At 70.6% G+C, this 18,769-nt stretch carries 20 protein-coding genes; 11 read left to right on the top strand and 9 right to left on the bottom strand.

The genetic code is table 11. The features are described from left to right. The first annotated feature begins 166 nt into the window (after positions 1-166). On the top strand, positions 167-2,530 hold the full coding sequence (locus ACWD3C_RS12370; protein WP_451142871.1) for an outer membrane protein assembly factor BamB family protein: 2,364 nt from the start codon (positions 167-169) through the stop codon (positions 2,528-2,530). 83 nt (positions 2,531-2,613) lie between these two features. Beyond that, positions 2,614-3,225 carry a hypothetical protein gene (locus ACWD3C_RS12365; protein WP_451142869.1) on the top strand — a complete coding sequence of 204 codons (612 nt, stop codon included), beginning with the start codon at positions 2,614-2,616 and terminating at the stop codon, positions 3,223-3,225. 41 nt (positions 3,226-3,266) lie between these two features. Here ACWD3C_RS12365 and ACWD3C_RS12360 read toward each other — a convergent pair whose 3' ends face one another. The 3 genes from ACWD3C_RS12360 to ACWD3C_RS12350 are packed head-to-tail and all read right to left on the bottom strand — an operon-like array spanning position 3,267 to position 5,673. Then, positions 3,267-4,061 (bottom strand): enoyl-CoA hydratase/isomerase family protein, encoded by a 795-nt coding sequence (locus ACWD3C_RS12360; protein ID WP_451142867.1) that lies wholly within the window; start codon positions 4,059-4,061, stop codon positions 3,267-3,269. After that, positions 4,058-4,519, bottom strand: coding sequence for a Zn-ribbon domain-containing OB-fold protein (locus ACWD3C_RS12355; protein ID WP_451142865.1), 462 nt, complete (start codon positions 4,517-4,519; stop codon positions 4,058-4,060). Before ACWD3C_RS12355 ends, ACWD3C_RS12360 begins: the two co-directional genes overlap by 4 nt. A 5-nt stretch (positions 4,520-4,524) precedes the next feature. Then, positions 4,525-5,673, bottom strand: coding sequence for a lipid-transfer protein (locus ACWD3C_RS12350; RefSeq protein ID WP_451142863.1), 1,149 nt, complete (start codon positions 5,671-5,673; stop codon positions 4,525-4,527). Between the two features lie 157 nt (positions 5,674-5,830). Here ACWD3C_RS12350 and ACWD3C_RS12345 point away from each other — a divergent pair, with 157 nt between their 5' ends. Further along, the gene (locus tag ACWD3C_RS12345; protein ID WP_451142943.1) at positions 5,831-7,480 is read left to right on the top strand and encodes a FadD3 family acyl-CoA ligase; all 1,650 of its coding nucleotides are present in this window, start codon (positions 5,831-5,833) and stop codon (positions 7,478-7,480) included. An 89-nt stretch (positions 7,481-7,569) separates the two neighbouring features. Here the strand turns inward: ACWD3C_RS12345 and ACWD3C_RS12340 are convergent, their stop codons facing one another. The 4 genes from ACWD3C_RS12340 to ACWD3C_RS12325 all read right to left on the bottom strand — a co-directional run bounded on the left by ACWD3C_RS12340 (position 7,570) and on the right by ACWD3C_RS12325 (position 10,577). After that, a complete protein-coding gene (locus ACWD3C_RS12340; protein ID WP_451142861.1) occupies positions 7,570-8,238 on the bottom strand; it encodes a hypothetical protein in 669 nt (222 codons plus the stop codon). A gap of 168 nt (positions 8,239-8,406) precedes the next feature. Further along, complete coding sequence (locus ACWD3C_RS12335; RefSeq protein ID WP_451142859.1) at positions 8,407-9,363, bottom strand: hypothetical protein; 957 nt, start codon at positions 9,361-9,363, stop codon at positions 8,407-8,409. A gap of 178 nt (positions 9,364-9,541) precedes the next feature. Continuing rightward, complete coding sequence (locus tag ACWD3C_RS12330) at positions 9,542-9,745, bottom strand: DUF397 domain-containing protein (protein WP_451142857.1); 204 nt, start codon at positions 9,743-9,745, stop codon at positions 9,542-9,544. After that, on the bottom strand, positions 9,726-10,577 hold the full coding sequence (locus ACWD3C_RS12325) for a helix-turn-helix domain-containing protein (protein ID WP_451142855.1): 852 nt from the start codon (positions 10,575-10,577) through the stop codon (positions 9,726-9,728). The genes ACWD3C_RS12330 and ACWD3C_RS12325 overlap by 20 nt, the downstream gene beginning before the upstream one ends. A 141-nt stretch (positions 10,578-10,718) precedes the next feature. Here ACWD3C_RS12325 and ACWD3C_RS12320 point away from each other — a divergent pair, with 141 nt between their 5' ends. The 5 genes from ACWD3C_RS12320 to ACWD3C_RS12300 are packed head-to-tail and all read left to right on the top strand — an operon-like array spanning position 10,719 to position 12,037. Beyond that, positions 10,719-10,979, top strand: coding sequence for a hypothetical protein (locus tag ACWD3C_RS12320; protein ID WP_451142853.1), 261 nt, complete (start codon positions 10,719-10,721; stop codon positions 10,977-10,979). A gap of 5 nt (positions 10,980-10,984) precedes the next feature. Next, positions 10,985-11,164: a hypothetical protein gene (locus ACWD3C_RS12315; RefSeq protein WP_451142851.1), complete on the top strand. Its 180-nt coding sequence runs from the start codon at positions 10,985-10,987 to the stop codon at positions 11,162-11,164. Then, on the top strand, positions 11,161-11,310 hold the full coding sequence (locus tag ACWD3C_RS12310; protein WP_451142849.1) for a hypothetical protein: 150 nt from the start codon (positions 11,161-11,163) through the stop codon (positions 11,308-11,310). Before ACWD3C_RS12315 ends, ACWD3C_RS12310 begins: the two co-directional genes overlap by 4 nt. A 41-nt stretch (positions 11,311-11,351) precedes the next feature. Further along, positions 11,352-11,642 (top strand): hypothetical protein, encoded by a 291-nt coding sequence (locus ACWD3C_RS12305; RefSeq protein ID WP_451142847.1) that lies wholly within the window; start codon positions 11,352-11,354, stop codon positions 11,640-11,642. Continuing rightward, positions 11,642-12,037: a PIN domain-containing protein gene (locus tag ACWD3C_RS12300; RefSeq protein WP_451142845.1), complete on the top strand. Its 396-nt coding sequence runs from the start codon at positions 11,642-11,644 to the stop codon at positions 12,035-12,037. The genes ACWD3C_RS12305 and ACWD3C_RS12300 overlap by 1 nt, the downstream gene beginning before the upstream one ends. A gap of 103 nt (positions 12,038-12,140) precedes the next feature. Here ACWD3C_RS12300 and ACWD3C_RS12295 read toward each other — a convergent pair whose 3' ends face one another. After that, the gene (locus tag ACWD3C_RS12295) at positions 12,141-12,371 is read right to left on the bottom strand and encodes a sigma-like protein (protein ID WP_451142843.1); all 231 of its coding nucleotides are present in this window, start codon (positions 12,369-12,371) and stop codon (positions 12,141-12,143) included. Between the two features lie 202 nt (positions 12,372-12,573). After that, the gene (locus tag ACWD3C_RS12290) at positions 12,574-15,543 is read right to left on the bottom strand and encodes an AfsR/SARP family transcriptional regulator (RefSeq protein WP_451142841.1); all 2,970 of its coding nucleotides are present in this window, start codon (positions 15,541-15,543) and stop codon (positions 12,574-12,576) included. A gap of 198 nt (positions 15,544-15,741) precedes the next feature. Here ACWD3C_RS12290 and ACWD3C_RS12285 point away from each other — a divergent pair, with 198 nt between their 5' ends. The 3 genes from ACWD3C_RS12285 to ACWD3C_RS12275 all read left to right on the top strand — a co-directional run bounded on the left by ACWD3C_RS12285 (position 15,742) and on the right by ACWD3C_RS12275 (position 18,766). Then, on the top strand, positions 15,742-17,013 hold the full coding sequence (locus ACWD3C_RS12285) for an amidohydrolase family protein (protein ID WP_451142839.1): 1,272 nt from the start codon (positions 15,742-15,744) through the stop codon (positions 17,011-17,013). A 20-nt stretch (positions 17,014-17,033) separates the two neighbouring features. Further along, the gene (locus ACWD3C_RS12280; protein WP_451142941.1) at positions 17,034-17,939 is read left to right on the top strand and encodes an LLM class F420-dependent oxidoreductase; all 906 of its coding nucleotides are present in this window, start codon (positions 17,034-17,036) and stop codon (positions 17,937-17,939) included. A gap of 230 nt (positions 17,940-18,169) precedes the next feature. Continuing rightward, positions 18,170-18,766 (top strand): LuxR C-terminal-related transcriptional regulator, encoded by a 597-nt coding sequence (locus ACWD3C_RS12275; RefSeq protein WP_451142837.1) that lies wholly within the window; start codon positions 18,170-18,172, stop codon positions 18,764-18,766. Positions 18,767-18,769 lie beyond the last annotated feature (3 nt).

The following is an 18,769-nucleotide window of genomic DNA, read 5'->3' as shown; positions in this document are numbered from 1 at the left end:
GCGTGGTTTTGTCCTGAGACACCCCGTTCCACCCCCGGGTTCGCAACCGGTGCCCGGGGCAGGAAGAATCGGGGTGCGTGCCGCCATGGCGGTGCGGTGGTGAGACGCTGCACGGGGTCGCGTACTTATGTGGGTGACGCGGTCCGTACGGGGAGGTGGCAGGCAAGTGGTGGATCAGCTGACGCAGCACGATCCGCGGCGGATCGGGCCGTTCGAGGTGCTGGGACGGCTGGGTGCCGGCGGCATGGGGCTGGTCTATCTGGCGCGCTCGGCGTCCGGCCGGCGCGTGGCGATCAAGACGGTCCGGACGGAGCTGGCCGAGGACCAGCTGTTCCGGGTCCGTTTCACACGTGAGGTCGAGGCGGCACGGGCCGTCTCCGGCTTCTACACGGCGGCCGTGGTCGACGCCGACCCGCGCGCGGCCGTGCCGTGGCTCGCGACCGCGTACGTTCCCGCGCCCTCCCTCGAAGAGATAGTGACCGACTGCGGGCCCCTCCCGGCCCAGGCGGTGCGCTGGCTGGCGGCGGGCGTGGCGGAGGCCCTCCAGTCCATCCATGGCGCCGGGCTCGTCCACCGCGACCTGAAGCCCTCGAACGTACTCGTCGTCGAGGACGGACCGCGCGTCATCGACTTCGGTATCGCGTCCGGCGTGTCGAACACCCGTTTGACCATGACCAACGTCGCCGTCGGCACCCCCGCCTACATGTCCCCCGAGCAGGCCAAGGACTCGCGGAGCGTGACCGGGGCGAGTGACGTCTTCTCGCTCGGGTCCATGCTCGTCTTCGCCGCCACCGGGCACGCGCCCTTCCACGGCGCCAACCCCGTCGAGACCGTCTTCATGCTGCTGCGTGAAGGGCCGGACCTGACCGGGCTCCCGGAGGAGCTGCGGCCGCTCATCGAGTCCTGCATGCAGATGGAGGCGACGGCCCGCCCCAACCCGGCCGACCTCCAGGCCCAGCTGGCACCCCACCTCTTCGGCTCCGGCTCCGACGACAGCGGTACGGCCTCCGCCTGGCTCCCCGAGAAGGCGGTCACCCTCATCGAGGCGCGCCGCGGGGGACGCCCGGCGACGAAGCCGCAGAACCCCGGGGGACGCAGCGGCGGAGGCATGGGCGGAGGTGGAGGCGGCCGGGTGCCCGTACCCCCGCCTCCCCCGCCGTACGACCCGCCCCCCGTGCCCCACCCGTCCGCGCCGGTCGGCGCCCCCGACACCGGCCCCGTGCGGCTCGCCGGCGCCCAGGTGCCCATCGGGCCCGGTCCGCGTGTCGCCGACGCCCGCGCCGCCGCCGTGAAGGCGCCCCCGCCGGAGGCGGGCCTCGTGGCCTCCTGGGCGCGCCCGCGCGCCGGCGTGAACGGCGCCGACCCCGCGCCCGCCGCCCCACCGGTACCGCCGGAGGCGTCCGGCTGGCGGCCGTGGCGTTTCCGTATGTCGAACGACGTGTGGGGGACACCGTCGGTCGCCGACGACCTCGTCTACGTCACCTCCTTCGAGGTCCACGCCCTGGACGTGGCCACCGGCCGCCGCCGTTTCAAGACGCGGGACGTGGCCTGGTCGATGGCGGTCGCGGACGGCCGTATCCACGCCTCCGACGGGCCGACCCTCTTCGCCCTGGACGCCCGCGAGGGCGGCGACCTGTGGCGGCTGTCGGTGGACGCCTGGGTGTACGCGCTCAGGGCCGACCGCGGCACCGTCGTCACCGGCACGCGCGGCGGCGGCGTACAGGGCTGGGAGGCCTCCAACGGCCAGAAGCTGTGGGAGATCACCGGCGCGCAGACCGACTTCGAGTCCCCGGAGGCCGGCCCGGTCGTCCAGGACGGCACGGTGTACATCTGGAAGGACGCCCGGCTGCGCGCCCTGGAGGCCCGTACGGGTGAGGAGCGCTGGACGTACCCCATCGGCGACGCGGCCTCCTGCGGCGGAGTACCGGTCCGGCTGACGCATGCGCCCGACGGGTACGTGTACGTCTCCGCCGGCACCCGCGTGCTGGCCATCGACGTGGCGAGCGGCCACGTGCGCTGGCACTTCGAGGCGCCCGCGGTGTTCCTGTGCCCGCCCACCTTCGTACCGGGCCCCGCGGTGACCGGCGGCGGCATCTACCTCACCGACTACCTCGGCACGGTCTACGCCCTCGACGCCACCGACGGCCGCGACCGCTGGCGCATCGCCACCGAGTCCCGTGCCTCCCTCGAACCGGTGCTCGTCGCCGCGGGCCACGTCCACGTGGGCAGCGGCAAGGGGCTCTACACCCTGGACGCCGTCACCGGCACCCCCAAGTGGCGCTTCCAGGCGGGCGGCGACATTGTCGGCTCACCGGCGGTCGCCGACGGCCGTATCCACTTCGGTTCCACCGACCATCTGCTGTACACGCTGAAATCCGACGACGGACGCCTCCGCTGGAAACTCGCCACCGGCGGCGAGATCACCGGCTCCCCGGTCGTCAAGGACGGGGTCGTGTACGCCTGCAGCAAGGACCGGTGCGTGTACGCGCTCGACGCGGAGAAGGGGACGGGGACGGCACGGACCACCTGAGCAAGCCAAGTGGCCGAAGTGAGTAGGGTGTTGGCATGCACAAACAGGGGTCCGCGCGAGGGCCCGCACGGGGGTACGCACGCATGCACACGCTCAAGTTCACAGCGGTATCGGCACTGGTGGTGCTCGCCCTGACCGGGTTCTCGACGGGACGCGGTCACGGGAGCAGCAGTGGTGGCGGTGACGGCAGCAGCGGCGGAGGTGGGGGTGGTTGCAGTTCCTCCTCCCAGGATCACGACAGCTCGTCGTCGACGTCGGGTGGTGGTGTGTCCAAGGGCGACGACTCTGACGACGACTCCTACGACGACGACTCGTACGGCGGCAGCAGTGGCAGTTCCAGCAACGGCGGTAGCAGCGGCGGCAGTTCCGGCTCCGGCAAGGCGCTCAAGGACGGGACGGCGAAGCTGATCAGCTGCGCGACCGTGCGGGAGCCGTACGCGACCGTCGAGGTCACCAACCCCAACACCGTCGAGACCACCTTCGAGGTCCACCTCGTCTTCGAGGACGCGAACGACCTCACGGTCAGTGGCTCCGTCGAGGAGGTCACCGTGCCCGCGAAGGAGAAGGTGAGCATGCGGATCAAGGTGGCGAACGCCGTGGAGAGCACCGAGGAGAGCACAGAGAAGAGCACAGAGAAGAGCGCCGCCGAGGTCGACCACTGCCGGCTGGATCCGGTCGCCGAGCGGACGTACTGACCGGACCTACCGACCGGACCTACTGACCGAAGCCCGGCGCCTTACCGCACCCGGAACCCGTCCGACCCCGATCCCGCCCCTGACCGCCGTCGCCCGGCGAACAGCTCCCCCTGCCGCTCGGCCGGCAGATTGCCCAGCGCGATGAGATGCGGCGCCTGCGCGAAGGCCTGCGCGCGTGCCGCCTCCTTGGCCGCCCAGCAGGCGCGTACGGTGCCCTGGACGGCGTCCGGCGGGTACGAGGCGATGACCTCGGCGCAGCGCACGGCGGCCTTCAGCGCGTCGCCGGGGGCGGTGAGTTCGGACACCAGCCCGGTCTCGTACGCCCGCCGCGCCGAGATCCGCTCCGCCGTCCCCATCAACGCCATCCGCGCCACCTCCCCGAACGGCATCCGCTGCGCCATGAGCATCGACTCGTACGCGCTGACCATGCCGTACGTGGTGTGCGGATCGAAGAAGGTCGCCGTCTCGTCGGCGACGACGAAGTCCGCCTCGCCGAGGAGGTAGAAGGCCCCGCCGCACGCCATGCCGCGCACGGCCGCGACGACCGGCTTCCACAGGTCGTTCGCCTTCGGGCCGACAGTGAGGAGCGGATCGTCGGCCATGTAGGGGGAGTTGGGCTGCGGAACGTCCGCCTCCCGGTCGATCCCCGTGCAGAACGCCCGCTCGCCCGCGCCGGTCAGGACGAGGGCCCGTACGGAGTCGTCGTATCTGAACTGCCGCCAGGCCGAGGTGAGTTCGGCGGCCATGTCGAGGTCGATGGCGTTGAGTTTCCCGGGCCGGTCGAGGGTGACGACCGCGACGCCGGTGTCCTCGTGGGACGTGATGGTGAGGCTCATGGCCGCTCCCGTACCCACTGGGGCAGTGCCCATTGGGGCAGCCCCGACCGCCCGAACACCACCTGCACGCGGGCGCCGATACGGACGCGTTCCGGCGGCACGGAGTCGAGCGGCGCGTCGGCCTCGGTGACGAGGTTGCCGACGAGGCGGATGCGCGGGGCGTCGGCGAGTTCGACGAGGATCACGTTGTACGGCGCCTGGGCCGCGTAGGCGGGGAGGAGGGGCGGGTGCGGGACGACGTACGACCAGATACGCCCCTTGCCGCTCATCCTGCGCCACTCACTCCCGAACGACTGGCAGTGCGGGCAGCAGGGGCGGGGCGGGAAGCGGAGTTCGCCGCAGTCGGCGCAGGCCTGGATTCTCAGCTCACCCTGGGCGGCGTACTGGTGGAAGGGAGCGCCGTCGTCGTCGGGGGTGGGGGTGAGGAGGTCGGGGCGGTGGCTGGATATGGAGGTCATGGCGCTCAACTCCTCAGGAGCAGTGCGGAAGTGGGGACTCCCTCGCCGGCCGTGACCAGGCAGGTGGCGGCGTCGGGTACCTGGGCGGTGCTGGTGCCGCGGAGTTGCTTCACGCCCTCGTTGATGAGGTTGAAGCCATGGACGTACGCCTCGCTCAGCCCGCCGCCACCGGTGTTGATGGGCAACTGCCCGCCGATTTCGAGCGCGCCCCCCTCGGTGAACGCGCCGCCTTCGCCGCGCCCGCAGAACCCGTACCCCTCCAGCGAGAGCGGTATGAGGGGCGTGAACGCGTCGTAGATCTGGGCGACGTCTATGTCCTCGGCCGTGAAGTCCGCGTGTTTCCACAGGTGTCGGGCGGCGGTCCAGGCGGGGCCGGTGAGGGGGTCGTCGTTCCAGTAGTTGACCATGCCGTGGTGCTGGGCGGGCAGGCCCTGGGCGGCGGAGTGGACGTAGACGGGTCTGCGGCGGCAGTCCCGGGCCCGCTCGGCGGAGACGATCACGCAGGCCAACGCCCCATCCGTTTCAAGGCAGTTGTCGAAGAGGCAGAGGGGTTCGCTGACCCACCGGGAGGTCATATACATGTCCCGGGTGAGCGGCCGCTCGTACATGATGGCCGCCGGGTTCTGGTTCGCGCGGTTGCGGCAGGCGAGGGCGACGTTGAAGAGATGGTCGCGCGTGGCGCCGTACTCGTGCATATAGCGGCGGGCGAGCATGGCGATCTCGTCGGCGGGCCGGAGGAGGCCGTACGGGCGGGTCCACTGGGCCGGGGTGGGGAGTTGGACGGCGGTGTTCGTCCAGGGGCGGGGACCGGAGCCCCTCTTCCGTGACCGCCAGGCGACGCCGACGGTGGCCTGACCGGCGGCGATCGCGGCGGCGAGATGCGCGACGGTGGCGCAGGAGCCCCCGCCGCCGTACCCGACCTTGCTGAAGAAGGTGAGGTCGCCGAACCCGACGGCCTTCGCGAGCTCGACCTCGTCGGTCTCCTCCATCGTGTAGGAGGCGAGACCGTCCACCTCGCTCGGCGCGATCCCGGCGTCGTCGAGGGCGGCGAGGACGGCACGGCAGGCCAGAGCCCTTTCATCCTCGGGGAGTTGGCGGGCGAAGGCTGTCTGCCCGATCCCGACGACGGCGGTCGCGTCCTTGAACGTGGCCATGCGCAGGCACCTCCACGAGAGCTCCGGGGGTGTCCCGGGGGTGCCCCGGGGCGGCTGACAGGGCGTCAGGCTACAGCTAATCTGACGGGTAGTCAGCTAATCCGGCTCCTGGTGTTTGTGGTGCGTTCGGGCAGGGAGGCTCGCTGTGCGCGGTGACGTGGAATGGGTCGGCGAGGGGGGCAGTGAAGGGGGCGGCGACTGGGTCGGTGAATGGGGCAGCATTCCGGGCCTGGTCCGGTCGGCAGCCGAGCGGTTCGGTGCGGTCGAGGCGGTCGTGGACGGCCGTACGCGGATCTCGTACGCGGAGTTGGGCGCGCGCGTGGAACGTGCGGCGGCTGCGTGCGTCGCGAACGGGGTGCGCTGTGGCGACCGGGTGGGCGTCTGGGCGCCCAACTCCCTCGACTGGATCGTCTCCGCGCTCGGCGCGGTGTCGGCGGGCGCGGTCCTCGTCCCGCTCAACACCCGTTTCAAGGGCGCCGAGACGGCGGACGTCCTCGCGCGCAGCCGGGCGAAGCTGCTGTTCGTGACGGGGACGTTCCTGGGGACGTCGTACGTGGCCTCGCTGCGGCGGGCGGCGGGAGAGGGAGAGGGCGGCGCCGGACCGCTCGCGGGGCTGCCGCACCTGGAGCAGGTGGTGGTGCTCGCCGATGACGCTCCGGCCGACTTCCGTACCTGGAAGGACTTCCTCGCGAGCGGTGACGGGGTGGGGCCGGAGGCGGTCCGCGACCGGGAGGCCGCCCTGTCGGGGGACTCGCCGTCGGACATCATCTTCACCTCCGGTACGACGGGCCGCCCCAAGGGTGCGGTGATCACGCACGGGCAGACGCTGCGGGCATACGAGGTGTGGTGCGACCTGGCGGGGTTGAGGGAGGGCGACCGCTACCTGATCGTCAATCCCTTCTTCCACACCTTCGGCTACAAGGCGGGCGTCCTGGCCTGCCTGATGCGGGGCGCGACGATGATCCCGCAGCCGGTGTTCAACGTGGACACGGTGCTCGCGAACGTCGCCTCCGAGCGCATCTCCGTCCTGCCGGGTCCCCCCACGCTCCACCAGTCCCTCCTGGACCACCCGTCGCGTGACGACCACGATCTGTCGGCTCTGCGGCTGGTGGTGACCGGGGCGGCGGTGGTGCCGTTGCGGCTGGTCGAGCGACTGCGGGCCGAGCTGCGGATCGAGACGGTGCTCACGGCGTACGGGCTGTCGGAAGCGAGCGGGATCGTGACCATGTGCCGGCGGGGTGACGAGCCCTCGGTGATCGCGTCGACGTCCGGGCGGGCGATTCCGGGTGCGGAAGTGAAGGTGGTCGGGCCTTCGGGGGCCGCGCTGCCCGCCGGTTCGCCGGGTGAGGTGCTTGTTCGCGGCTTCAACGTCATGCGGGGGTACTTCGAGGACCCGGCCGGCACGGAGAGGGTGATGACAGGGAACGGGTGGCTGAAGACCGGTGATGTGGGCGTCCTGGACGAGGCGGGCAACCTCCGCATCACCGACCGGATCAAGGACATGTTCATCGTGGGCGGCTTCAACGCCTACCCCGCCGAGATAGAGCAACTGCTGGGCCTGCATCCCGATGTGGCCGACGTGGCGGTGATCGGCGTGCCGGATCCTCGGCTGGGGGAGGTCGGCAAGGCGTTCGTCGTACGGCGGGCGGGGGCGACTTTGACGGGGGACGACCTGATCGCCTGGGCACGGCGGGAGATGGCGAACTACAAGGTGCCTCGGGTGGTGGAGTTCGTGGGGGAGTTGCCGCGGAATGCGAGCGGGAAGGTGGTGAAGGGGGAGTTGCGGGGGCGGGCCCGGGGGCTGTGAGGTTCACGGTCACTGTCAGGGCACCCAGGGTGCTCAGGGCACTCTGGGCGGTCCTGGCGCTCCGGGTGGTCCTGGCACTCCGGGTACGGTCACCGCCCGAGGTCCAGAGTGACGGCCTGCTCCGACTGCTCGATCTTGATGTGCCTCATGGCCTCCGCACCGTAGGCCTCCCTGAGGACCGGCTCGGCCTTCGCGGGGTCGGAGACGCCCACGACCACGGAGTGAGTGTCCATGCCGACCCCCCAGATCATGAGCGTGCCCTTCCAGCGGTCCATGTCGCCGCCGATCCGGTCGACGAGGGCCTTGAGTTCCTTCTCGGTCACATCGGTGTCGTGCAGCCGTATCGTCACGCCCTTCTCGGCGGCGGCGCAGATGTCGGCGTCCAAGTCCTTGGCCTCCTTGGACTCCTCGGGAGAGATGCGGTACATGTCCATGGCGTGGTTCGCGTCGTCGATCGAGAAACCGGTGAAGGCGCCCGGGTAGTCCTTGGCGGTCTCGCTGATGTACTTCATTACCCGGTACAGCGGGGTGTCGTCGGGGTAGTTCCCCTTGGGACCCCAGTGGGGCAGGCTGCCCTCTGGCTGCGTCCCCACGCACACGGTGGGAGCAGTGGTGGCCGTGGTGGCCGTGGTGGCGGCCGACGCGGTCTCCCCGTCGACCCCCGCATCGGCCCTCGCACTGGCCCCCTGAAGCGCACCGAGTGCCAACACGGTGGCGGCAGCGCCCGTGGCGCCCTTGGTGATCCTGCGCTTGTCCATGCTTTCCCCTTCCCCTGATGTCCCATGTCCGCATCGATCGGTACTGGGACGTGGGAGAGGGCGGAGGGGTTCGTTCCGCCGGCTGAGGGGCTGAGGGGCTGAGGGGCTGAGGGGCTGAGGGGCTGAGGGGATTCTAGGGATTCGTACAGTTCGTACGTCCAAGGCCAGTCACTCACCCATGGCCGATGGGCCGACTCCCGGGCGGAGGCGGACGAGGGCGGCCCGGATCTTCTCGACCATGTGAGCGGGTCGGTGGAAGACGTCTTCGGCGGTGAACCGGAGGAGACCTCGAACCTCCGGGCACTGGAGGATCGCGTTGAAGCGGTCGACGTCACGGCGGTGGGCCTCACGGTTGCCGTGGTAGGCGTAGCCCTCGATCTCCACCCCCAGACCCTCAGCCCGGAAGAGGAAGTCCAGGTAGCGGCGGCGGCCGTCGGGGGTGTGCAACTCGGTCTGGGTCTTGGGGCGGAGGCCGGCGTCGCGCATGCGCAGGCGTGCGATCGTCTCGGCCGGCGACCCGGAGCGCGGGTCGGCGAGCTCCAGCCGGTGCCGGGCCCTGACCGCTCCCCGGAGAGGGCCGCTGTCGAGCGCGGTGGTGAGTGCGGCGAGCGTCGTGAACGGAGCACGCCGCACCCCACCGACCGTACGCCGGGTGAGCGCCGAGTCCACGGCGACGAGCGCGTCGTCCCTCGGCCCGGCGCGGAGGAGGTCGGCGAGGGTACGGACCGGGCCCGTGGTTCGCAGGCCCCGCCGTTCAGTCACGTCGCCCGGGGCAAGGGGGACGCGGTGCACGCGTACGCCCGCCCCTTCCCGGCGCAGGGTGCGCTCGGGGTCGACGAACTCAAGCGGCGTGCCGGAGGCAGGCGGGAGCATCTCGATCAGCCAGAGCGCGGCTGCCGAGCGGTGGCTCACGACCAGCCGAGGCTCAAGGAGTTGCATTGCCCGGAGCCGTATCACGAGGTCCGGTTCCCGCCCCGGCTCGCCCCAGGCTCCGCTCCGCAGCGGAGTCCAGCCCTTCGCCCGCAGGACCCGGGTGAGCGTCGGCCGTGACCAACCGGACTTCAGGGCACGGGAAGTCAGCAGCACACCGCCGTCGACCAGCTCCCTCAGCTCCCCGCGTTCCACGGCTCCAGGATGCCGGAGAGCAGGAAGGCGTGAAGGGGCCCTGTGGACAACCGCTGAGGGCCGGTGTCCGGCGCGGTGATTGGCAGGTTTGGCTCGCTTGCCGGGTGGCGGTGCCCAGTGATGACGGGGGCGTGGGCGTGAGGTGGTGAGCCAAATCTGCCAAATGGGGTCAGGTGTGTCAGAGCTTCAGCGTGGTGAGGAAGTGGGACCAGGCGGAAGGGCGGAAGGGGAGTACGGGGCCGTCCTGGGCCTGCTTCGAGTCGCGTACGGGGACGACGCCGGGGAGGCCCTGGGCTACCTCGACGCAGTCGCCGCCGCTTCCGTTGCTGTAGCTGCTCTTACGCCACCGGGCTGCGCTCAGGTCAGCCTGTGTGCTTGCCATTTCGGTAGTCCTCTGCGGCTTGTTCGATCGTGGCCAGGGATTCCTCCGGCGGAAGCGCCGTGGCCCTGAGTAGATCGTACGACCTGCGGTAGCTCTTAACGAGAGCCGGATAGTCGATGAGTTGGCCGCTGTGAAGCCCTTCGGTGTAGACCACGGGAGGTGCGTCCGGGAAGGTCATGACCTTGGTCATGCCCATCATGAACGGGTGGGCGTTCGCTGCTTCCGGGAGGAGTTGCACAACGCTCTGGGTGGAGCGGATCACGTGCGCGATGTGCTCCAACTGCTCGGCCATCTCCTCCGGCGGTAGCAGCGGCTTGCGGATCAGCGACTCGTGCAGGACGGCCCAGAACGCCGGGCGTTCCTCGCGGTCCCAGATGTCCGCGCGCTCCAGGCGGGCCTGTACCTGCTTGTCGACGGTCTCGGGAGGCAGCCAGGGCAGCGAGGTGTGCACAACTCCCTCGGCGTACGCCTTGGTCTGGAGCAGACCGGGCACCAGCATCGGCGCCCACTCCTCGATCGTCTCTGCATGCTGCTCCATCTCCGCCACGTCGGCGAAGTACTCCGCGTGCCCCGACTGCCGTGCCTTGCGGGCGTCTTCACAGCGCCGCTCGAAGAAGCCGTCCGTGCCGAGCTTCCGGTCGACATGCCGGGCCAGGTCGAGCGGCATGCGCCGTTCCCCACGCTCGATCTGGCTCAGGAAGGAGATGCCGCGGAAACTCCCCTCGGCCAACTGCTCCAGCGTCAGCTCCGCCCGCTCCCTCTGGTAGCGCAACTCGGCGCCGTAGAAGGAAGGGACGTTCGCCGACGCGTTGGGTTCCTTACGGGAGGGCACAACTCACCACCACCTCTTTGCCGGTTGCGCTGCGCAACCTGAATCCCTTTCACGGTACGCGGCATCACGCCACTGTGTGAGTGATTCGTCACAGAGCGCACAGAGCGCACGGACCGGAAAGGCCGGAAAGGCATACGCCCCATGCAGCCGAACCGTGAACCGAGCCAGGCGCCGAGCCGCGACCAGGAGGCGGCCCCCACCGTCTACGACGCGACCCTCTGCGCGGAGGAACTGCGCGCCGCCCTCGCCGAGCGCGGCATCACGTTGCCGTCCCTCTGTGTGGATCTGCCGGGTTTCGCGAGGCGGTACGGGACCTCGGGCGGGCTCATCGCGCTCGGCAGCTGCAACACCGCGACGGCGTACAAGCCGGCCGCTGTCCTCCGGAAGGCGGCGGCACAGTGACTGAGATGTGCGCGGAGGTACGTCCGGAGATGTGCCTGGAAGTGGATCTTCTGGCATTTCCTGAGGCGGTGCGCGGCCTGCGGCGGGCCGTACGGGAGCGTCTGGGTGACCAGGGCGCCGAGCTTCAGCTCTGCGTCACGGAGCTGGTGGGCAACGTGATCCGGCGCGTGGGTGCACGTGGGTGAGGGTACTCCGGGTCTCCGTATGCGTGGCCCGTACGGGCGCCCGCACCCGCGTCGAGGTCACCGACCCCGACCCGCGCGCCCTTCCGGTCCTGCTGCACGCCACGGGCGACGACGAGTCGGGGCGCGGGCTGGCGGAGGCGGAGTGAGCGGCGGGTTGATGGCGGCGGATGTTGGTATGGTGACTGGTATGGCGACCAAGAAGTACACCGTGACACTGCCGGAGGAACTCGCCGAGGAGATCCGGGGTGAGGTGGGGGCGGGCAATTTCAGCGCGTATGTCACGCAGGCCATAGAGCGTCAGCGGGAGCAGGACCGGTTGGGGGAGCTGGTCGAGTGGATGCAGGAGCAGGGTGGCCCGCTGACCGAGGCCGAGCTCGCGGAGGCCGAAGCGGAGCTGCGGGAGCATGAGCGCTATTTCGCCGAGCGCAATGCGGGCTTGGACGCGGGCGGCGATTCGCACCTCCCGTTGGCGGGCTGATGCACGTCAACACCTTTGTGCTGGACTGCGAGGCCCTGTCCCGGGCGGCTCGGCGCGAGCGAAAGATGACCACGCGGCTTACTCGGGCCCACCGCTCAGGCATCCGCGTCGTCACGAGTTCCATGACCCTGATCGAGGCCTACCGCGGGCAGGTGCAGCATGTTGCCTGGGCGTGGGCGATGTCCCGGATCGTTGTCGAGCCGGTCACGCGGGACGTGGCTGAGAAGGCGATCGCGCTGCTGAGGGACACCGGGCTGCACGGACACAAGTACGCGATCGACGCGGCCCTGGCCGTGATCGCCGGGCGGCTGGGCGGGAACGTGGTCCTCTACACGTCCGACGAGGACGATATGACGAAACTGTGCGGGGAGACGGTTCGAGTCGTTGCGCTGTGACGCGGTCCCGCTACGGATCGACGTGAACTCCCCCGGACACGCCTCGGCCGCGACGGCTCCCCCTCCGCGCCGCCGCGGCCGATCCCCGTTGGGATGAAGGTCCTTACTTGCCGCCGTCGAGGTCGAGGGCGGGCGGAGCGGGCGCGTGGCTGTCCATAGTGGTGAAGGCATCCTTCGGCGGAGCCGGCGCGTGGCTGTCGAGCGTGGTGATCGTGTCCGTGCCGGGCGCGGGCGCGTGGCTGTCGTCCGGGGTGGCTACGGCGTCCTTGGCCGGCGGGGCGGGCGCGTGGCTGTCCAGAGTGGTGATGTCCTCGTTCTTCTTGGCGTCACTCATGGTGGAACTCCCGTGGATCGAAGGTCTGCTGTGTCGAACGCCCGCTCGGCAACTCCCCCGAGGGTCGCCGAGCGGGCGTTCCAGGGCCGCTCACCTTGGCCGTGGGGCCCGTACCGATCCGCCTGCCCCCCGACGCGACGGGTCGATGTACTGAGAATGGCAGCCGGCCATAAACGTTCGATGAACGCCGCTCGGAGAGGGGTCAGGCTGCCGCGACCGGAGTGAGGAGACGGCGTAGCTCAGCGGCTTCGGACGCCCCCGACTGTTCGTGAATGCCGAGTGCTTCGCGCCAGCAGGCTCGTGCGCGGTCCACCTGCCCCAGAGCATCGAGGGACCTGCCCAGGAGGGTCAGCACGTTCGCCCGCATCCAGTCACCGCCGATGCATCCGGTGCTGAGGGCTTGCTCGGCGTGCTGCGCGGCCTGCGCGGGTCGGCGGGCGGAGAGGTGCACCTGAGCCAGACGGAAGTGGGTGGTTCCTTCCCAGAGGCGCTGCCGGTTCTCGACGAACATCTTGAGCGCTTCGGCGAACTCCTCCAGAGCCTCGGTCGTACGCCCCCCGTGGCTCAGCGCGATCCCCAGGGCGTACCTCGCGTTGGCGAGGCGGACGGTGAGGCCCAGCTCGTCGTAGATGGCGATGCCCTGCTGGACGAGTTCGATGGCCGCCGACGTGCGGCCCATGGAGACGAGCACGCGCGAGAGGTTGCACAGCGCGCTTGCCTCGCCGGGGCGGTTGTCGTCCTCGCGGAAGGCGTCGATCGCCTTGAGGAGGTGTGCCTCGCCTGCGGCGTGCTCGTGCTTGCAGACGGCGATGATGCCCAGCTCATTGGGGGCGTTTCCGCTGGTCCAAGGATCGTTCGCGGCCCGGCCGAGGGTGATGGCGCGCGTCGCTTCCTCAGCGGCCTCGTCGAACTGGCCTGCCTTGATCAGTACTTGGGTGAGCGTGACACGGGCACGACCTGCCGCGTGCGCGTCCTCCAGGGTGTCGGCGGCGTCTCGTGCCGCCCGTGTTGCCGCCTCATAGGTCAGCGAGCCGGCTCCCGACTCCGCCAAGTCCTTGGAAGCCAGAAGGAGGTCGACGCCCCGACGCAGCCTCCCCGGCCCGAGGGACTGCTGTACGCACGCCAGAATGCAGGCCGCCTCGGAGTGCAGCCAGTCCAGTGCCCTGGCGTCGTCGCTGAACTCCTGGCCCGCGTGTTCGGTGACTTCCAGGTGGTCCACGGTCCGATCACCGGGGCGCTCGATCGCGTACACCTGTGCCGCCGTGGCCAAGTAGAAGTCCAGCAACCGCGACATCGCCGCCTCCCGCTCCCCCGGCGGCCACTCGTCCCGTTCCGCGCAGGCACGCGCGTAGAGCCGGACCAGGTCGTGGTAGCGGTAGCGGCCGGGCGCGGCCGATTCCAGGAGGGAGGTGTCGACGAGGGACTCCAGGAGGTCCTCCGTCTCGTGCACCGGGAGGTCCAGTACGGCGGCGGCCGCGGCGAGGGAGATGTCCGGGCCGTCGGCCAGGCCCAGGAGGCGGAAGGCGCGGGCCTGGGTGGGTTCCAGGGCTCCGTAGCCGAGTTCGAAGGTGGCCTTGACGGCGAGGTCGCCGGCCTGGAGTTCGTCCAGCCGACGCCGCTCGTCCGCCAGCTTGGCGGCCAGGACCGACACCGTCCACGTACGGCGGGCGGCCAGGCGGGACGCGGCGATGCGGATGGCCAGGGGCAGAAAACCGCAGGCCGCCACGACGTCGAGCGCGGCCTCCCGCTCCGAGGCGACCCGCTCCTCGCCCACGATCCTCGTGAACAGCAGCAGCGCTTCCTCGGGTGACATCACGTCCAGGTCGACGAGGTGGGCCCCGGCGAGGTCCACCATCCGTACCCGGGAGGTCACGAGTGCCGCGCAGCCCGCCGTGCCCGGGAGCAGGGGGCGGATCTGGGCGGCGTCGCGGGCGTTGTCCAGGAGGATCAGGACGCGGCGGCCGTCGAGGACGGAGCGGTACAGCGCCGAGCGTTCCTCCAGGGTGTCCGGGATCGCCGAGTCGGCCGTGCCCAGGGCCCGGAGGAAGGCGCCGAGCACCGTCTCCGGTTCGGCCGCTCGTGCCCCCGCCCCCTGGAGGTCGACGTACAGCTGCCCGTCCAGGAAGGCACCCCGCGCCTGGTGGGCCACGTGCACCGCGAGGGTCGTCTTGCCGACGCCCCCGATCCCGGCGAGGGCCGACACGGCCATCACCCGGCCCTCGGTGGCGGAGGCGGAGGAGAGCACGTCGCTCAGCTCGGAGACGAAGGACGCGCGTCCGGTGAAGTCGGAGACCGTCGCCGGGAGCTGGGCGGGCCTGACCGGAGTGGTGGAGGGCTCCGGGGTCAGGGGGGCGGAGGGTTCCGCGAGGCCGGGGTCCGCCTGGAGGATCCGTTGCTGGAGCTCGCTCAGGCCCGGGCGCGGGTCGACCCCCAGCTCCTCGGCGAGCAGGCGCCGGGTGTCGGCGTAGACGGCGAGGGCCTCCGCCTGGCGGCCGCTGCGGTACAGCGCCAGCATCAGCAGTTCGCGGAGCCGTTCGCGCAGGGGGTGCGCCGCTGTCAGGGCCGTCAGTTCCGAGACCGCCTCCGCGTGGCAGCCCTGTTCGAGGTCCATGTCGAGGCGCGACTCGACCAGCCCCAGCCGCCATTCCTCCAGGCGGGTGCGCTGGGTGTCGGCGTACGGTCCGGGGACCCCGGCGAGGACCTCGCCGTCCCACAGGCTCAGCGCCTTGTTCAGGAGGTTCCGGGCCTGGCACAGGTCCCCGGAGCTCCTGGCCTTCTCGGCGTCCGCGGCCAGCTCCTGGGCCAGGGTCAGGTCCAGGGAGACCTCGCGCAGCCCGCGGATCGCGTAGCCGCCCGACTCGCTGACCAGCACCCCGGCGGAGAGGACCTTGCGGAGGCGGGACGCGTAGGTGCGTACGGCGGCCAGGGCCTGGGACGGCGGTTCGTCGCCCCACAGGGCGTCGATCAGCTCGCTCGCGGTGGCGGTACGGCCCTCGCGGAGCAACAGCGCGGCCAGCAGGGCGCGTTGCTGTGGTGAACCGGTGGGCAGGGTTTCCGCCCCTCTCCAGGCGCGCACCGGGCCGAGCACACTGAAGCGCAGCGCCGCCGGTACGGCCGGTGCCGTCGGCTCCCCGGGACCCCGCTGCTCCGGCACACGCGGAACATCGCTCATCGCCGCCCCCTAGCTTCCCTGACAACTACGCCAGTTTGCCTTGTTCGTGGCGGATGCGTCAGCCGTGGGAGACAGCGATCACAGGCCGCCGCACGGGATGCCACAAGGTCCTCACACCCTCTCCTCACACGTTCGCACACAATCGAACCCGGGCAGCAGGAGCTGACGGACCGTCAGATCGGCGCTACCGTGCCCCGTATGGAGACCATGGAGAACCAAACCGCCGCCGCGGTCGCCGACGGGAACTTCCCGAGGATCATCTCCGTCGACGACCACACCGTGGAGCCCCCGAACGTCTGGCAGGACCGGCTCCCCAAGAAGTACTTGGACACCGGCCCTCGTATCGTTCGTGCGCCACTGAAGGAAATGAGCTTCCTGGGCGGGCGGTTCAAGCCCGTCATGGGGCGACCGGGGGACGACGGCCCGGTCGGCGACTGGTGGATCTACGAAGACCTGCACCGGCCCCTCACCCGCCTCGACACCGCCGTCGGGTACAGCAGGGACGAGATCAAGCTCGAAGTCATCACGTACGAGCAGATGCGCCCGGGCTCGTACGACGTCCCGCAGCGCCTCGCCGACATGGACGTCAACCACGTCCAGTCCGCCGTCTGCTTCCCCACCTTCCCCCGCTTCTGCGGCCAGACCTTCACCGAGGCCAAGGACCGGGAGCTGGGGCTGCTCGGCGTCCAGGTCTACAACGACTGGATGGTGGAGGAGTGGTGCGGCCCGGCGGCGCAGGGGCGGCTCATCCCGCTGATCCTCATCCCCCTCTGGGACGCCGAACTGGCGGCCGCGGAAGTCCGGCGCAACGCCGCCCGCGGTGTCCGCGCCGTCGCCTTCTCCGAGATACCCCCGCACCTCGGCCTGCCCTCCGTCCACACCGACGACTGGGACCCCTTCCTCGCCGCCTGCGCCGAGACCGGCACGGTCATCGCCATGCACATCGGCTCCAGCAGCCGTATGCCCTCCACCTCGGCCGATGCGCCGCCCGCCGTCGGCTCCACCATCACCTTCGCCAACTGCTGCTTCTCGATGGTGGACTGGCTGATGAGCGGCAAGTTCGAGCGCTTCCCGGGGCTGAAGGTGATGTACGCGGAGGGGCAGATCGGCTGGATTCCGTACATCCTGGAGCGCGCCGATGTGGTGTGGGAGGAGAACCGCGGGTGGGGCGGGGTCGCGGACAAGGTCCACCGGCCGCCGTCCGAGCTCTTCGCCGAGCATGTGTACGGCTGCTTCTTCGACGACGCCTTCGGGCTCAGGAACCTGGACTCCATCGGCGTCGGCAATGTCCTGTACGAGACCGACTACCCCCACTCCGACTCCACCTGGCCCGAGTCCCGCCAGGTCGGCGAGGCCCAGATGGGGCACCTGGACCCGGACGTGGTCGACCGGATCGTACGGCGCAACGCGATCGAGCTGCTGGGGCTGACGGAGGACGGGCTGTGGGCCGGCCCGGGCGGTGCCTCTTGAGCGCGCCGCTCCGCTTCGGGATGCAGCTCCCTGTCCAGTCCCAGAGCACGATCTATGCCGAGGGGTGGGAGGCGGGGGCAGGGGCGGAGGACCTCGTCGACATCGCCCGCACCGCCGACCGCTCCGGCTTCGCCTACCTCGCCGGCTGCGACCACGTGGCCATCCCGCGCCGGCTCGCGTCCGCGATGAGCACGGTGTGGTACGACCCTGTCGCCACCCTCGCCTTCCTGGCCGGGGTCACCGAGCGGGTGCGGCTGCTCAGCCATGTCGCCGTCGTCGGGCTGCGGCATCCGCTCCTCACCGCCAAGCAGTACGCCACCCTCGACCACCTCTGTGGGGGGCGGCTGATCCTCGGGGTCGGGGCCGGGCATGTGCGGGAGGAGTTCGAGGCGCTGGGGGTGGACTTCGAGCGGCGAGGGCTCGTGCTGGACGAGTGCGTCGACGCCCTGCGCGCCGCCCTCGGGCCGGACGAGTTTCCCGAACACCACGGCAAGCTCTACGACTTCGAGGGGCTGGGCCAGCGTCCCCGGCCGACCCAGGAACACATCCCGCTGTGGGTCGGCGGGTCGTCCCCGGCCGCTGTGCGCCGGGCCGCGCTCAAGGGTGACGGCTGGCTTCCACAGGGTGATCCGCGGGACAGGCTGCCCGCGCAGATCGCCCGGATACGGCGCCTGCGCGAAGAGGCCGACATCCAGGGGCCGTTCGCCATCGGTGCCATCGCCGAGCCGCTGTACGTCGGCGCCCCCGGATGGGACGTCGGGCGGCGCACCCTCGCCGGCGGTGCGCAGAGACTCGCCGAGTCCCTCCGGGCGTACCGTGCGATGGGCGTGGACCAGATCCAGGTGCGGTTCCGCAGCCGGAGCCGTACCGAACTCACCGATCAGATAGCCGCTTTCGGCACAGAGGTCGCGCCGCTGCTGCGGTGATCCGGACAGGCTGTCTGGCAGCCTGATGCTTGGAGATCGAAGTTTGGAGCTTGAACCTTGAACAGATGCGGCGGTGGGTCCGTATGAACTGACGTCATGACTTGGCGGAGGGGACACGCGATATGCGATCTTCCAGGCACGTCAGCACGAACTCCTTGTTGACCGTCGCCGTGGCCTGTGCCGAGGCCGACTGGCCGCACCGTGGCTGGCCGGCCCCGGACGACTTGTACGTGGGCCGGATAGTGTATGTGCCCCCGCCCCACCACTCGCTGGGCGGCTCCCTCCGTGACGTCGTGGACGTTGTCCTCCTGCCCTGCCGGGACCCCTCGGACGCCCTGCCGAGGCTGCTGGACGTCTTGGGCGGCACGGACACCCCCGTGATCGTCATCAGTCCGCATCGGGACACCGAGACGGTCGTCAATGTCTTTCGCGGTGGGGCCACCAGCTATCTGGTCGAGGGCGACTACGGCACCTGCTCGCTCTCCGGGGTGGCCATGGGCGCTACGAAGGGGCACACCCATTTCTCCCCGGCCGCCTGCGCGGCCCTGAGGGACGGCGCCCGGCGTATGGCCCCGACCCTGCCCGAGGGGGACACCGAGGAACGGACGTGGACCCTGCTCTCGCCCCGCGAGCGGCAGATCATGGAGCTGCTGTCGACCGGCATGGGCGCCCAGGAGATCGCCTTGCGGCTGAGCCTGACCGAGAAGACCATCCGTAACAACCTCAGCAACATCTATGCCAAGCTCGACGTCCGGGGCGGCACGGAGGCGGTGCTGCGGTGGCTGGGGGCCGCACGCGGTGGTAGCCAGAGGGCCCTGGCCCGCTGACGC

This window comes from Streptomyces sp. NPDC002845 (assembly GCF_053591955.1).
The sequence above is the reverse complement of the archived record's forward strand: the minus strand, read 5'-3'. Positions and strand labels throughout refer to the sequence as shown.

Bases quoted from the DNA above. Each gene is read 5' to 3' on its own strand.
- ACWD3C_RS12365 (WP_451142869.1), top strand. From the start codon at position 2,614: ATGCACACGCTCAAGTTCACAGCGGTATCGGCACTGGTGGTGCTCGCC.
- ACWD3C_RS12360 (WP_451142867.1), bottom strand. From the start codon at position 4,061: ATGAGCCTCACCATCACGTCCCACGAGGACACCGGCGTCGCGGTCGTC.
- ACWD3C_RS12355 (WP_451142865.1), bottom strand. From the start codon at position 4,519: ATGACCTCCATATCCAGCCACCGCCCCGACCTCCTCACCCCCACCCCC.
- ACWD3C_RS12350 (WP_451142863.1), bottom strand. From the start codon at position 5,673: ATGGCCACGTTCAAGGACGCGACCGCCGTCGTCGGGATCGGGCAGACA.
- ACWD3C_RS12340 (WP_451142861.1), bottom strand. From the start codon at position 8,238: ATGGACAAGCGCAGGATCACCAAGGGCGCCACGGGCGCTGCCGCCACC.
- ACWD3C_RS12330 (WP_451142857.1), bottom strand. From the start codon at position 9,745: ATGGCAAGCACACAGGCTGACCTGAGCGCAGCCCGGTGGCGTAAGAGC.
- ACWD3C_RS12320 (WP_451142853.1), top strand. From the start codon at position 10,719: ATGCAGCCGAACCGTGAACCGAGCCAGGCGCCGAGCCGCGACCAGGAG.
- ACWD3C_RS12315 (WP_451142851.1), top strand. From the start codon at position 10,985: ATGTGCGCGGAGGTACGTCCGGAGATGTGCCTGGAAGTGGATCTTCTG.
- ACWD3C_RS12305 (WP_451142847.1), top strand. From the start codon at position 11,352: ATGGCGACCAAGAAGTACACCGTGACACTGCCGGAGGAACTCGCCGAG.
- ACWD3C_RS12300 (WP_451142845.1), top strand. From the start codon at position 11,642: ATGCACGTCAACACCTTTGTGCTGGACTGCGAGGCCCTGTCCCGGGCG.
- ACWD3C_RS12295 (WP_451142843.1), bottom strand. From the start codon at position 12,371: ATGAGTGACGCCAAGAAGAACGAGGACATCACCACTCTGGACAGCCAC.
- ACWD3C_RS12290 (WP_451142841.1), bottom strand. From the start codon at position 15,543: ATGAGCGATGTTCCGCGTGTGCCGGAGCAGCGGGGTCCCGGGGAGCCG.
- ACWD3C_RS12285 (WP_451142839.1), top strand. From the start codon at position 15,742: ATGGAGACCATGGAGAACCAAACCGCCGCCGCGGTCGCCGACGGGAAC.
- ACWD3C_RS12280 (WP_451142941.1), top strand. From the start codon at position 17,034: ATGCAGCTCCCTGTCCAGTCCCAGAGCACGATCTATGCCGAGGGGTGG.